Source organism: Pseudomonas sp. rhizo25 (genome assembly GCF_031931935.1).
GTDB classification, from domain to species: domain Bacteria; phylum Pseudomonadota; class Gammaproteobacteria; order Pseudomonadales; family Pseudomonadaceae; genus Aquipseudomonas; species Aquipseudomonas synxantha.
In genome coordinates this window covers 46,684-59,722 of the sequence record NZ_JAUJXA010000009.1, presented here as the reverse complement: position 1 = coordinate 59,722, position 13,039 = coordinate 46,684, and the positions used below count along the sequence as shown (strand labels likewise).

The window sequence follows — 13,039 nt, the reverse complement described above, 5'->3', positions numbered from 1 at the left end:
CTTTGCCGACGTCCCATACGTCACAAGGTCAGCATTTTAAAAGTATTCTCTCGGAGACAAACTCATGACTCAACGGACCATCGCCGCTCTCATGCTTGCACTGGGCCTCGCCACCCTCGCCGGTTGCGCTTCGCCAACAGTGATCACCCTGAATGACGGTCGCGAAATCCAGGCCGTCGACACCCCGAAATTTGACGAAGATTCGGGCTTCTACGAATTCCAACAGCTTGACGGCAAGCGCACCCGCATCAACAAAGATCAGGTTCGCACCGTTAAAGACCTGTAAGCCTCGACGCTTGCACACAAGGCCCGCCTCGCGCGGCCCTTGTTGTTTCTGGGGATTACCAGTCGAGGGTGATCCTGCTGCGGAAGCTGCGTTCTTCACCGCTCACCGGGTCGATAAACCGCACGCCTTGGGCCAGCAGTTTCAGGGGGTTGGCGTAGTCATCCTCAGCATCCTTGATCACCTCGGGGTAGAACGGGTCATTGCAGATGCTCGCGCCGAGCGCGGTCATGTGCACGCGCAGCTGGTGCTTCTTGCCGGTCACCGGGAACAGGCCGTAGCGCCATAGACCAGCGTTTTTCTCTCTTACTTCCACGGCTGTCTCAGTGTTGCTGGCGCCCGGCCCCTCCTGCATGCGAAAGAATGGTTCGCCATCCACCAGCCGGCTTTTATGCACCAACGGAAAGCTGAGGTTCGGCAAGGCTGGGGCGATGGCTTCGTAGATTTTATCGATACGCCGCGTGGGAAACAGTTGCTGATACGCCGAGCGGCTTTGCGGGTTGGCCGAGAACAGCACCAGCCCCGCCGTATGCCGGTCGATACGGTGCAGGGGCACCAGCGCGGGGTTGTCCAGGCGCCGGATCAGGCGACGCAGCAGCGTCTGCTCAACGTACTCGCCAGCAGGCGTAACCGGCAGGAAATGCGGTTTGTCCGCCACCACCAGGTGTTCATCGGCGTACAGGATGCTTTCCTGTACCGGGATCACTTTCTCGTTGGGCACTTCGCGAAAGTAATAGATGCACAGGCCTTCCTTGTAGGCCAGGTCCAACCTGATCGGGCTGCCATTGATATCCAGAACCCTGCCCCGCGCAATCCGGTCCAGCCATTGTTCGCGGCCGATGGCCGGGAAGTGCTCGCACAGGCAATCGAGCACCGTCGCCCATGGGCCTGGGGGCAGATACAACGTACTGGCTTGGTGCTGGGAAGGGGAAAAACCGGAAGTGGACATGCAGATGCTCGAAGCCTGGGAAACAGGCGGGCATTATCCCGCATGGCGCACGATTGCCTAGGGCCTATCTCAGGCCTTGGCCAATTGCGCCCGCAGGACCGGCGACGCGCTCGCGGCCTCGGTAAACTCCTTGAGCCAGCGCAATACGTCCACCGCTTCCCAACGGCCTGGATCATACAGTGCGTAAAGCAAGCCCTGGTAACCCACCACATCCAGCTGCTTGTGATAACCGGCACGCTGGAACAGCGCCTCGATTTCCGCAAAGCAGGTGTTGAAATGCACCTTGTTAAACGGCGTCTTGCCTTCCGTGACCAGGCCATCGAGGCGCAGCTCGTTTACCGCGTCGCGCACGACATCGGCGGACATGCGATTGACGCTGCTCTTCAGTTGTTCAACATTCACCACGGGCGTTCCCTCTATTCAATCGCTGTACGAATATACAGTAACGTAATATTTGGAAACTCGCCATCGCATAAATATCAGCGCAGGAAGGCGACGACCTGATCACTGTCGAATGGCCAGTCCAGTTCCGCCCCGGTGTCGACCCGTCGCAGTACCGGGATCCTTAGGCCGTAGGCTTCGGTCAGGTCTTCTGGATCGGCGATATCGATCAATTCAACCATCAGACCGTGGTCGACCAACGGCATGAGGACCTCTTCCGCAAGTTCACAAAGGTGGCAACCCAGGGTGCCGAACAGCTGGCATTCAGGAGGCATGACGAAAGAACCCGGTCAGAAAAACAAGTGATCATTCTAAACCCGCTCGCCCCATGAAATCCCATTGCCGACAAAACACCTGACCCAGGTCACCATGGCCTATAACTGATTCAGCGATTCTCGCGGCTTTTTTGCCCGCTCACCTGCAACGGAGATGCTTGTGTTTGCCAACCTGCTGATCATTCTGGCCTCATCCCTGGTGGTGATTGCGCTGTTTCGCCGGCTGCAACTGCCGCCCGTGCTGGGCTACCTGTGCGTGGGCCTGGCGGTGGGTCCGACTGCTCTGGACTGGGTGAACGACAACGAGGACCTGCCGGACCTGGCCGAGATGGGCGTGGTGTTCCTGCTGTTTTCCCTGGGCCTGGAGTTTTCCCTGTCGAAAATGTTTGCTCTGCGCCGCGTGGTGTTTGGCCTGGGCACTTTGCAGGTGCTAGGCTGCGGGGCGCTGCTGGGTGGCCTACTGATGGGCTTTGGCCTGGCGCCGGGCATCGCGCTGTTGCTGGGTGCAGGGTTGGCGTTGTCGTCCACGGCCATCGTCAGCAAGGAATTGACCAGCCTCGGTGAGATCTTCAGCAGCCATGGCCAGAATGCGATTGGCGTGCTGCTGTTCCAGGACGTGGTGGCGGTATTGCTGCTGACGCTGGTGCCAGTGTTCGCCGGCAGCAGCGACCAAGCCTGGTACTGGGCGCTGCCACTGACCCTGGGCAAGACTGTGGTGTTGTTCGTGGGCCTGTTATTCGCCAGCCGCTGGTTGCTGCCGCGGTTGTTTCGTGAAGTCGCGGCGTCCCATTCGGCGGAGTTGTTTGTATTGCTGGCGCTGGTGATTGTGTTGCTCACGGCCTGGCTCACCCATCTGCTCGGCCTGTCCCCTGCCCTTGGGGCGTTCCTGGCCGGCATGTTGCTGGGTGAAAGTCATTATCGTCACCAGATCGAAGCGGATATCCGACCGTTCCGAGACATTCTGCTGGGGCTGTTTTTTGTCAGCATCGGCATGTTGATCGACTTGCAGCTGTTCATCAGCCATAGCCTGTTGATCCTCGGCCTGACCCTCACGCTGATGCTGGTCAAAGGTTGCGTAGTCGCCACACTGGTCAAGCTGCGCGGCAGCGACACTGAGACCGCCTGGCGCAGCGGCCTGGCCCTGGCCCAAGGTGGCGAGTTCTGTTTTGCGTTGATGGCGCAGATGCAACAGAGCCGGCTGATTCCAGATCAATTCAACGGGCTGCTACTGGCCGCCACGTTCTGTTCGATGCTGTTGACGCCATTGCTGTTGCGCGCCGCGCCGGCCATTGCCCTGCGCCTGCACCGCAAGCCCAACCAGCAGGTGCAACTGGAGCAGATCACCGCGCTCAATGCGCAACTGCACGGGCATGTGGTGATTTGTGGTTATGGGCGGGTGGGCCAATCCATAGGGCGTTTTTTGCGCCGCGAACACCAGGCGTTTATCGCCCTGGATGACGACCCCGCACGCGTACACGAAGCCGCCACCGAGGACAGCAGCGTGCATTACGGCGACTGCCGCCGTGGCGCCTTGCTCAGTGCCGTCGGCCTGGAGCGGGCGCGGTTGGTGGTGATCGCCGTGGACAACAGCGATGTCGCCCTGCTGGTGCTCAAGGAAGCGCGGCGGATCAACCCTGAGGTGCCGATCCTGGTGCGCACTCGCGATGACAGCCAGTTGGCTGAGCTCAAGGCCGCCGGTGCCAGTGAGGTGGTGCCTGAGCTGCTGGAATCAAGCCTGATGCTCGCCTCCCACGCGCTGATCCTGCTGGGCCTGCCGGACCAACAGGTACAGGCGCGGGTCGATGAAGTGCGGCACAACCACTATCGCCTGTTGCACGGATTCGATCCGCAGCCCCGCACGGACGAAGAGGCGCCAATCAATCCTGACTGACTGCGCCAATCTTGTGGATCGACAGGTCGGCACCGTAATACTCTTCTTCCTGGCTCAGGCGCAGGCCGTGCATGCGCTTGATCGCGCCGTACACCAGCAAGCCGCCGCCAAAGGCCACCACTACGCCAAGGCCGGTGCCGATCAACTGGCTGATCAGGCTCACGCCGCCCAGCCCACCCAGGGCGGTCTGCCCGAAGATGCCGCAGGCGATACCGCCCCACACCCCACATAAGCCATGCAAGGGCCATACACCCAGCACGTCGTCGATCTTCCAACGATCCTGGGCAGCGATAAAACACCACACAAACAACCCTCCGGCAATGGCCCCCGTGACCAGCGCGCCCACCGGGTGCATCAGGTCGGAACCGGCGCAGATCGCCACCAGCCCGGCCAATGGGCCGTTGTGCAGGAAGCCCGGGTCGTTACGCCCGATCACCAGCGCGGCAACGGTGCCGCCGACCATGGCCATCAACGAATTAACCGCCACCAGGCCACTGACCCCATCCAGGGTTTGCGCACTCATCACGTTAAAGCCAAACCAACCCACGATCAGGATCCACGACCCCAGCGCCAGGAATGGGATGCTCGACGGCGCAAACGCCACCAGGCGCCCTTCTCGATAACGCCCGTTGCGCGGGCCCAGCAGCAACACGGCTGCCAGCGCCAGCCAACCGCCCATGGCGTGTACCACCACGGAACCGGCAAAGTCGTGGAAGCCGGCACCAAAGGTTGCGAGCAGCCAGGCTTGCAGGCCGAAGTTGCCGTTCCACACCATGCCTTCGAAAAAGGGGTAGATGAACGCCACGATCAGCGCGGTGGCGCACAGCTGAGGAGCAAACTTTGCCCGCTCGGCAATACCGCCAGAAATGATGGCCGGAATCGCCGCGGCAAAGGTCAGCAGGAAGAAAAACTTCACCAGGCCGTAGCCATGATCGGCACTGATCACGGCTGCTGGTTGCATGAAGTTCACGCCATAGGAGATCCAATAGCCTATAAAGAAATAGGCCAGGGTTGAGATCGCGAAGTCACTGAGAATTTTCGACAAGGCGTTGACTTGGTTCTTCTGGCGCACCGTGCCGACTTCCAGGAAGGCAAAACCGGCGTGCATGGCCAGGACCATGACCGCACCAATCAGGATGAACAGGGTGTTGGAGCTATGGACAAGGGTGTCCACCGCACTTTGCAAATTTTCCATGGAGGTTGGCAGGCCTGCATCAAGGCAAAAAGCACCAAAGCGGTTCAAGCCAGGGTTTTGCGCACTAAATTGGCACCGGTAACCCCACCCTTGATAAGAGGGCGTGAACCGCTTTAGCGCAGCGATCAACACACAGGCCGTTGCCGACAGGGTTTTTCCGCGGGTTTGAGTGATTTAGGGTAAGGTTTTTCAAGGCTTGCGCCACGACCGCCCGGATTCAGCGCAGGCCCAAGGGCCTGCGCACCAAGGCAAAGCAAAAGCTGTACCACACAATTGCACTGAACCTTCGGCGAACCCCGCGACTCGAAACCACACGTACAGATCAGCCACACACGGAGACAACCATGGCCGGTAAAACAGCAAAGACTGCTCAAGAGATACTGATGGCGGATTTTCAAACCCTGGTAAGTGACACCGAAAGGTTGCTGGACGACACCGCTGTGCTGGCCGGTGACCAGGCCGATGAGCTGCGCACCAAGATCCACGAGAGCCTTCTCAAGGCTCGCGAGACCCTGCAGTTGACCGAAGACTCGCTGCGTGAGCGCAGTCAGGCGGCGATCACTGCCACTGAAGACTACGTACAAGCCAACCCATGGCAGTCCGTCGGTATCGCTGCCGGCGTGGGCTTTTTGATCGGTCTGCTGGCTACAAGGCGCTAACTATCATGTCTATCGGCGAATCCAGCTCATCAACGAGCGCACACTCTTCAGGAACCAGTTCCACCTCCCGACGCCTGGGCGCTGCTGTGCTGGGCTTGCTGCACAGCCATGTGGAATTGTTCGGCATCGAATTGCAGGAGCAAAAGGCCCGCACCGTCAGCCTGTTGCTGTTTGCCGGGCTGGCGCTGGTGTTTGCCCTGCTGTTGCTGGTGGGGCTGTCGACGCTGGTGATGATCCTGGTATGGGACACCGGCTACCGACTGACCGGGATCATCTGTCTCTGCGTGTTCTACAGCCTGGCCGCCGCGTTCTGCGGGGTGCGCTTGAAAGCGGCGGTGTTCGATGAGTCCACGCCCTTCCACGCCACGCTTGAAGAGCTGGCCAATGACCGGGAGCGCCTGCTGCCATGAGCATGACTGAGATCCCGCAAAACACCTCCCGCCGGGAAATGCGCAAGGCCCTGATCCGCCTGCGCATGGAAATGCACCGCCAGGAAATCCGCCATGAGTCCCAGCAACTGATGGCGCCCCTGCAAAAAATGCGCAATATGCGCCACAATTGGCAGGACAGCCTGGGCATCAAGCACGCGCCACTGTGGGGCGTAGCGGCGGTGACGCTGATGGGCTTCTTTACCGGCAAGGGCGCCAAAGGTGGCAGTATCAGCAGCGTGACACGACTGGTACGGTTAGGTGCCGGGTTGATCCCGCTGATCAAACTGGCTATGCAAGGCGCTTCGCGCAAAAACTGACCTGCGTGAGTCAAAGACCGTAATGACCCGATATGTCCTGGTCATTGCGGTTTTTTGCGCTGCCTGTTAATTGATATCGACACTGGCGACCGTTGGATTCGCTTGCCCCAGCGAGGCCGAACCGGGAAGCTGGACCTGTCATTCACCGTACGGAGAGTACCCGCCTTGGATTGGCCCACCCTGCTGACCCGCGAACGCCTTGGAAAGCCGCTGCACAGCCCGGAAGAACTGGGACGCAGCCCCTTTCACAAGGACCACGATCGCATTATCTTCTCCGGTGCATTCCGGCGCCTGGGGCGCAAGACACAAGTGCACCCGGTATCGAGCAATGACCATATCCACACGCGTCTGACCCACTCGCTGGAAGTCAGTTGCGTCGGGCGTTCCCTCGGCATGCGCGTGGGCGAAACCCTGCGCAGCGCCCTGCCCGACTGGTGCGACCCGAGCGACCTGGGCATGGTGGTGCAATCGGCCTGCCTGGCCCATGACATCGGCAACCCGCCGTTCGGACACTCCGGTGAAGACGCCATTCGCCACTGGTTCCAGCAGGCCGCCGGGCGCGGCTGGCTGGATGACATGACCAGCGCCGAACGCAATGACTTCCTCAACTTCGAAGGCAATGCCCAGGGCTTTCGGGTACTGACCCAGCTTGAATACCATCAGTTCGACGGCGGCACGCGGCTGACCTATGCCACCTTGGGGACTTATCTCAAATACCCCTGGACTGCCCGCCATGCCGACTCACTGGGCTACAAGAAACACAAGTTCGGCTGTTACCAGAGCGAGCTGCCGATTCTTGAGCAGATCGCCCACAAGCTCGGCCTGCCCCAACTGGAAGAGCAACGCTGGGCCCGTCACCCCCTCGTTTACCTGATGGAGGCCGCCGACGACATCTGCTACGCGCTGATTGACCTGGAAGACGGCCTGGAAATGGAGCTGCTGCAGTACGCCGAGGTCGAGTCGCTACTGCTGGACCTGGTCGGCGATGACCTGCCACAAACCTATCGCCAGTTGGGCCCGCTGGACTCGCGGCGCCGCAAACTGGCGATCCTGCGTGGCAAGGCCATCGAACACCTGACCAACGCGGCAGCAAGGGCGTTTGTCGAACAGCAGGACGCCCTGCTCGCCGGCACACTGCCGGGCGACCTGGTCGAGCACATGCACGGCCCGGCAAAACGCTGCGTACTCGATGCCAAGGACATGGCGCGCAAGAAAATCTTCCAGGATAAACGAAAGACGCTGCATGAAATCGGCGCCTACACCACCCTGGAAATCCTGCTGAACGCCTTCTGCGGTGCGGCCCTGGAACAACATGGCGGGCGTACCCCGTCGTTCAAGAACAGGCGCATTCTCGATTTACTGGGCAATAGCGCACCGGACCCGGCCTGGCCATTACATGCTTCGTTCCTGCGGATGATCGACTTCATCGCCGGCATGACCGACAGCTACGCCACAGAAATGGCGCGGGAAATGACCGGGCGCTCCAGCCCTCAATAACAACTCGACCACGCATCCTGTTCCCTGAAGAGAATCGCCCTACGATGGGAACAGAGCGGCCTGATCGAATTCGTACATACACCCGAAGAATAATCACGCACGCTCTTAACGGACCAGCCGAGCAACTCCTCCCCCATCGACGCTTGACTCACTGTGTGTTCTCTATGCCCAGATACCCTCTTCGTATTCTTTTGGTGGAGGATCACCCCTTTCAGCTCCTGGCCACCCAATGCCTGCTCAAAAGCTTCGGTTTCGACCAACTGACGCCCGTGGAAAATGCCGAGCAGGCCATACGCTTGATGAGCCAGTCCGAACACCCCTTCGATCTGATGCTATGTGACCAATGCCTGCCTGACTTGCCCGGGCTTGAACTGGTAGAAATCGCCAGCCGCCAGCGCTTTATAACCAGTGCGATTCTGTTGAGCGGGTTACCCCCGGCGGAACTGATTAATCTGAAGATGCAAGCCTTGCAACGAAATCTCCCGCTTCTTGGCTACTTATCAAAACCATTGAACAAAGATCAACTTGAACACTTGATTGCCTCGACTTTCACTTATCGAATGTAGGAAATTAAACATTTCCACTAGAGAAAACCGACGTGAGGCTAATCGCAAATACCAAGGCGCCATTACATGACGCCATCATGTCCAAAATGCTTACATACACCTCCATCACACCTAGCAACTTGTAGGTGCATGCCTTTTCTAGCGTAGGAACTTTCCTGTTTTGCTTCTACCGCCCTAAGGCTTCATGCTGCCCCCTCACCTTCTGAGCTAATGTGCCCGCTTTATTTGCACCTGCATGGAATGTGATTATGAACTCTGTTTTTATTATCGATGACCACCCGGTTATACGACTCGCCATCCGAATGTTGCTGGAACACGAGGGTTACAAGGTCGTTGGCGAAACAGATAACGGATGCGATGCCATACAGATGGTGCGTGAATGCCTTCCGGACCTGGTGATTCTCGACATCAGCATTCCCAAACTTGATGGCCTTGAAGTCCTCTGCCGCTTCAACGCGATGAACACATCGATGAAGACGCTGGTGCTGACGGCCCAGTGCCCTACGCTCTTTGCCACGCGATGCATGCGTTCGGGCGCCGAGGGGTACGTGTGCAAGGAGGGGGATCTGAGCGAGTTGCTCAGCGCTATTCGCGCGGTGCTGTCGGGCTATAACTACTTCCCCAGCCAGGCGCTGAATAGTCCCGGCACCGAAGGCATGGACGCCCAGGAGCTGGAACTCTTCAAAACAGTCAACGACCGCGAACTGATGGTGCTGCAACTGTTTGCACAAGGTCGTACCAACAAGGAAATAGCCAAGGGTATGTTTCTGAGCAATAAAACTGTGAGCACTTATAAAAAGAGGTTAATGCAGAAACTCAAGGCCAAATCCTTGGTAGAACTCATCGAGATGGCAAAACGAAACGCGCTAGTGTGAGAAAGCGGATGCCCAGGCGTATAAAGGACTATCTGATTATATTGAGTGCCGGTTTGTGCTTCAGCACCACTGTGCTCGCAGAGCACCAAACCAGCCCGGAACACTTCACCCTCTTGAGCCGTGCCGGAGCCATTCAACTAGACACTCATTTTGACAAGGCTCAGCGCCAGTGGCTGCAGAACAAACGTGAACTGGTGCTGGGTACCTCCGCACCTGACTACCCGCCTTTCGATCTCACGTCCAGCGGTCATGATTACGAAGGCCTCACCGCTGATTACGCTGGGTTGCTGGCCAAGGCGCTCTCCTTGCCCATCAAAGTCATGCGCTACCCGTCACGCAAGGATGCCATTCGAGCTTTGGAGGCCGGGGAGATAGATTTATTGGGCTCCTCCAATGGCTTTGAAGCCGCAACCCCCAATCTCATCCTGTCTGAACCCTACGCCGTGGACCAGCCTGTACTGGTCACCCGCGAGGGAGAAACCCGCAGTCTGAACGACGGCCTGGAAGGGCTACGCTTGAGCCTTGTCTACCATTACCTGCCCCTCAATGAAGTAGAGAAGCTGTACCCCAATGCGGTCATCCGCGCCTATCCGTCTTATCAGAATGCCTTGAATGCAGTGGCGTTCGACCAGGCGGATGTGTTTCTTGGCGACACCATTTCCACCCATTACATGATCAACAAGGGTTATCTCAAAAATATCCGCATGGCCAACTTCGGCAAGCATGAAGCTTATGGTTTCAGCTTTGCTACGCGCCAAGACAATCGGATCCTCCTGAGCATTGTCGACTCAGTCCTGGCAGCCGTGCCCGTCAACGAACGGGATAGCATCGCCAAACGCTGGAGCGCCGGCAGCGATATCCTGCTGACCGATAAGAAACTGCAACTGACCCAGCGTGAAGAACGCTGGCTCAAAGAGCATCCTGTGGTGAAGGTGATCGTGAACGAAACCTTCGCGCCACTCACCTTCTTTGACGCGGACGGCAATTTTCGCGGGATTACCGCCGACCTCCTGGAGCTGATACGCCTGCGAACCGGCCTGCGTTTCTCGATCGAGCGCGGACGTGACGTCAATGCAATGATCGAGCAAGTCACCAGCCAGAAAGTCGATATGATCGGCGCTATCGTCCCGAGCAACGAAAGAGACTCGCAGCTCAATTTCAGCCGCCCTTACCTTGAAAATTCCTACGTACTGCTGACGCGCAAAGAGCCCGGCGCGCCCTCGAATATGGAGCAAATGGCCGGCAAGCGCCTGGCGATAACCCAAGGCAATCCCCTGGCCGCGAGCTTGAGCACGGACTTCCCACAGATTCACCTGGTGGAAACCAGCGATACGTTCCGGGCGGCGGAATTGCTCGCCCAGGGGCAAGTGGACGGTGCCGTGAACACTCTGGTCATCGCCAACTACTTCCTGTCTTCCCAGGTTTTCCAGGACAGGCTGCAAATCAGCGCCAGCATCGGCACGACCCCCGCCACATTCACCTTGGCCACATCGCGCCAAGCCACGGAATTGAGTTCAATCCTCGACAAGGCGCTGCTCAGCATCGCCCCGGATGAAATGGGCGTGATCAACAGCCGCTGGCGTGGCTACACCGCCGCGTCCGACAGCTACTGGCGCAACTACCACCAACTGATAGCGCGGATCATCATCGGCACCGGGCTCCTGCTGTTGATCTCCTTGACCTGGAACGCCTACATGCGCCGCCAGATCAAGCACCGCAAAATGGCCGAGCGCGCCCTCAATGATCAGTTCGAATTCATGCGCGCACTGGTCAATGAGACGCCACACCCGATCTACGTGCGCGACCGCAATGGCCTTCTGCAGACCTGCAACGACAGCTACCTGCAGGTATTCGGTGTGAAGCGCGAAGACGTGATCGGCAAAAGCGTGACCCAGATGAGCATGGCCCTGGAGTCGGAGGCGGCGCAATACCACGCGGACTATCAGCGCGTGGTGGCCGAGGGGAACCCACTGATCCTGGACCGCAGCCTGCATATCCATAAGAAGAAACTGACCATCTACCACTGGATCCTGCCCTACCGGGACTCCACCGGCGAGGTTCAGGGCATCATCGGTGGCTGGATCGACATCAGTGACCGGCGCCAGTTATTCGATGAGCTACGTGCCGCCAAGGAGCGCGCCGACGAGGCCAATCGCGCCAAAAGTACGTTCCTTGCCACCATGAGCCATGAGATCCGCACGCCGATGAATGCGGTGATCGGCATGCTCGAACTGACGCTCAAGCGCGCCGACCAAGGGCACCTTGATCGCCCGGCGATTGAAGTGGCATACAACTCGGCCAAGGACCTGCTGGAATTGATCGGCGATATCCTCGATATCGCGCGTATTGAGTCCGGTCGTCTCAGCCTGGCCCCGGAGCGCGTCAACCTGCGGGAGGTAATCGAGTCGGTCGTGCGCGTCTTCGATGGCCTTGCACGCCAGAAAACCCTGAGCCTGTTGCTGGAGTTCAAGCCCGACCTCAATGACATCGAGGTGCTGATAGACCCCCTGCGCTTCAAGCAAGTGCTCTCGAACCTCGTCAGCAACGCGATCAAATTCACCGAACTCGGACAGGTGAAAATCAAAGTAGAAATACAGCCTACCCAGGCGCCGGAGCAGGTCGAGTTGAAGCTCGTCGTAGAGGACACCGGCATCGGCATCAACAGGGAAGACCAGTTGCGCCTGTTCGAACCCTTTGCCCAAGCCGACAACTCTGGTCACCTGGCCAGGAGCGGTGCGGGGTTGGGACTGGTCATCTGCCGCAGCCTGTGCGAAATGATGGGCGGTCAATTAAGCCTCAGTAGCGTGCCCCTGGTAGGCACCCAAGTGCACGTCAACCTCAGGATGCCGCGCCTGAGCCCGGTCCAGGCGCTGGGAGAGCACACGCCTGAGACGCCGGCCCGCACACCCGTGCTGAACGTGCTGGTGGTCGACGATCACCCGGCGAACCGCCTGCTGATGTGCCAGCAACTGGGCTACCTGGGCCATCAATTCACCGCCGCCGAGCACGGCGCAGCCGGATTCCAGGCCTGGCGCCAGGAACGTTTCGACCTGGTGATCGCCGACTGCAACATGCCTATCATGAATGGCTACGAGCTGAGCCGTTCAATCCGCGAATACGAGCAACGGGAACAATTACCTGCCTGTGTGGTGCTGGGTTTTACCGCCAATGCCCAGCCGGAGGAAAGGCTACGGTGCGTGCAGGCCGGCATGGATGACTGCCTGTTCAAACCCATCAGCCTGACCGTGCTGGAGCGGCAGTTGGCGCAGATCTCCCCTCAACCGGCAAGCACACGACTGGACCTGGGGTGCCTGGAGGCCCTGACCGGCGGCGATCCGCAATTGAGTCGACGCTTGCTGGAAGAGCTGTTGAGCAGCAGCCGTCAAGACCGCCAGGCACTCATGGACCTGCTGAGCGGTAAAGCCTCGCTGACGGACATCATTGAGCAGGCCCACAAAATCAAGGGAGCTGCCCGTATCGTTCAAGCCACTTCGCTGGCCGGGCAATGCGAAGCACTGGAACAAGCCTGCTCGCGCAATGAGCATTGGACTGCGATCGAAACCGGTATCAAGGCCCTGGAAAAACTCATGCTGGAACTGGAGAGGGTCCTGCAAATTCAACTGGATGACCTGGACAGTCTGTAAGCGCCTGAACGCTGTA

The 13,039-nt window shown here is 58.9% G+C and carries 13 protein-coding genes; 9 read left to right on the top strand and 4 right to left on the bottom strand.

Annotation, left to right across the window (positions count from 1 at the left end; translation table 11 throughout):
- Positions 1-64: 64 nt before the first annotated feature.
- The gene (locus tag QZR30_RS19210) at positions 65-286 is read left to right on the top strand and encodes a YgdI/YgdR family lipoprotein (protein WP_005786486.1); all 222 of its coding nucleotides are present in this window, start codon (positions 65-67) and stop codon (positions 284-286) included.
- 55 nt (positions 287-341) lie between these two features.
- Here the strand turns inward: QZR30_RS19210 and QZR30_RS19205 are convergent, their stop codons facing one another.
- The 3 genes from QZR30_RS19205 to QZR30_RS19195 all read right to left on the bottom strand — a co-directional run bounded on the left by QZR30_RS19205 (position 342) and on the right by QZR30_RS19195 (position 1,948).
- On the bottom strand, positions 342-1,232 hold the full coding sequence (locus QZR30_RS19205; RefSeq protein ID WP_046071616.1) for a pseudouridine synthase: 891 nt from the start codon (positions 1,230-1,232) through the stop codon (positions 342-344).
- Positions 1,233-1,301: 69 nt separating this feature from the next.
- Complete coding sequence (locus QZR30_RS19200) at positions 1,302-1,637, bottom strand: hypothetical protein (protein ID WP_003189932.1); 336 nt, start codon at positions 1,635-1,637, stop codon at positions 1,302-1,304.
- Positions 1,638-1,711: 74 nt separating this feature from the next.
- A complete protein-coding gene (locus tag QZR30_RS19195) occupies positions 1,712-1,948 on the bottom strand; it encodes a glutaredoxin family protein (protein ID WP_046071615.1) in 237 nt (78 codons plus the stop codon).
- Between the two features lie 154 nt (positions 1,949-2,102).
- Between QZR30_RS19195 and QZR30_RS19190 the strand changes: the two genes are divergently transcribed.
- A complete protein-coding gene (locus tag QZR30_RS19190; protein ID WP_059397131.1) occupies positions 2,103-3,839 on the top strand; it encodes a cation:proton antiporter in 1,737 nt (578 codons plus the stop codon).
- Here QZR30_RS19190 and QZR30_RS19185 read toward each other — a convergent pair.
- Entirely contained in the window at positions 3,826-5,034 is a 1,209-nt protein-coding gene (locus QZR30_RS19185; protein ID WP_046071613.1) for an ammonium transporter, read from the bottom strand. The two genes, QZR30_RS19190 and QZR30_RS19185, sit on opposite strands and share 14 nt — an antisense overlap.
- A 344-nt stretch (positions 5,035-5,378) precedes the next feature.
- Between QZR30_RS19185 and QZR30_RS19180 the strand changes: the two genes are divergently transcribed.
- The 7 genes from QZR30_RS19180 (at position 5,379) to QZR30_RS19150 (ending at position 13,023) form a co-directional block, all read left to right on the top strand.
- Complete coding sequence (locus tag QZR30_RS19180) at positions 5,379-5,693, top strand: DUF883 family protein (protein WP_046071612.1); 315 nt, start codon at positions 5,379-5,381, stop codon at positions 5,691-5,693.
- A 5-nt stretch (positions 5,694-5,698) separates the two neighbouring features.
- Entirely contained in the window at positions 5,699-6,103 is a 405-nt protein-coding gene (locus QZR30_RS19175) for a phage holin family protein (RefSeq protein ID WP_043050447.1), read from the top strand.
- A complete protein-coding gene (locus tag QZR30_RS19170; protein ID WP_046071611.1) occupies positions 6,100-6,441 on the top strand; it encodes a hypothetical protein in 342 nt (113 codons plus the stop codon). The genes QZR30_RS19175 and QZR30_RS19170 overlap by 4 nt, the downstream gene beginning before the upstream one ends.
- Before the next feature lie 165 nt (positions 6,442-6,606).
- Positions 6,607-7,938 carry a deoxyguanosinetriphosphate triphosphohydrolase gene (locus tag QZR30_RS19165; protein WP_046071610.1) on the top strand — a complete coding sequence of 444 codons (1,332 nt, stop codon included), beginning with the start codon at positions 6,607-6,609 and terminating at the stop codon, positions 7,936-7,938.
- Positions 7,939-8,102: 164 nt separating this feature from the next.
- On the top strand, positions 8,103-8,504 hold the full coding sequence (locus tag QZR30_RS19160; RefSeq protein WP_046072687.1) for a response regulator: 402 nt from the start codon (positions 8,103-8,105) through the stop codon (positions 8,502-8,504).
- Positions 8,505-8,752: 248 nt separating this feature from the next.
- Complete coding sequence (locus tag QZR30_RS19155; RefSeq protein ID WP_046071609.1) at positions 8,753-9,379, top strand: response regulator transcription factor; 627 nt, start codon at positions 8,753-8,755, stop codon at positions 9,377-9,379.
- 8 nt (positions 9,380-9,387) lie between these two features.
- A complete protein-coding gene (locus QZR30_RS19150) occupies positions 9,388-13,023 on the top strand; it encodes a transporter substrate-binding domain-containing protein (RefSeq protein ID WP_311903960.1) in 3,636 nt (1,211 codons plus the stop codon).
- The last annotated feature ends 16 nt before the right edge of the window (positions 13,024-13,039 follow it).

Excerpts from the sequence above, each read along its gene's own strand:
- QZR30_RS19180 (WP_046071612.1), top strand. The coding sequence starts at position 5,379 with ATGGCCGGTAAAACAGCAAAGACTGCTCAAGAGATACTGATGGCGGAT.
- QZR30_RS19160 (WP_046072687.1), top strand. The coding sequence starts at position 8,103 with ATGCCCAGATACCCTCTTCGTATTCTTTTGGTGGAGGATCACCCCTTT.
- QZR30_RS19150 (WP_311903960.1), top strand. The coding sequence starts at position 9,388 with ATGCCCAGGCGTATAAAGGACTATCTGATTATATTGAGTGCCGGTTTG.
- QZR30_RS19175 (WP_043050447.1), top strand. The coding sequence starts at position 5,699 with ATGTCTATCGGCGAATCCAGCTCATCAACGAGCGCACACTCTTCAGGA.
- QZR30_RS19185 (WP_046071613.1), bottom strand. The coding sequence starts at position 5,034 with ATGGAAAATTTGCAAAGTGCGGTGGACACCCTTGTCCATAGCTCCAAC.
- QZR30_RS19155 (WP_046071609.1), top strand. The coding sequence starts at position 8,753 with ATGAACTCTGTTTTTATTATCGATGACCACCCGGTTATACGACTCGCC.
- QZR30_RS19170 (WP_046071611.1), top strand. The coding sequence starts at position 6,100 with ATGAGCATGACTGAGATCCCGCAAAACACCTCCCGCCGGGAAATGCGC.
- QZR30_RS19210 (WP_005786486.1), top strand. The coding sequence starts at position 65 with ATGACTCAACGGACCATCGCCGCTCTCATGCTTGCACTGGGCCTCGCC.
- QZR30_RS19195 (WP_046071615.1), bottom strand. The coding sequence starts at position 1,948 with ATGCCTCCTGAATGCCAGCTGTTCGGCACCCTGGGTTGCCACCTTTGT.
- QZR30_RS19205 (WP_046071616.1), bottom strand. The coding sequence starts at position 1,232 with ATGTCCACTTCCGGTTTTTCCCCTTCCCAGCACCAAGCCAGTACGTTG.
- QZR30_RS19190 (WP_059397131.1), top strand. The coding sequence starts at position 2,103 with ATGCTTGTGTTTGCCAACCTGCTGATCATTCTGGCCTCATCCCTGGTG.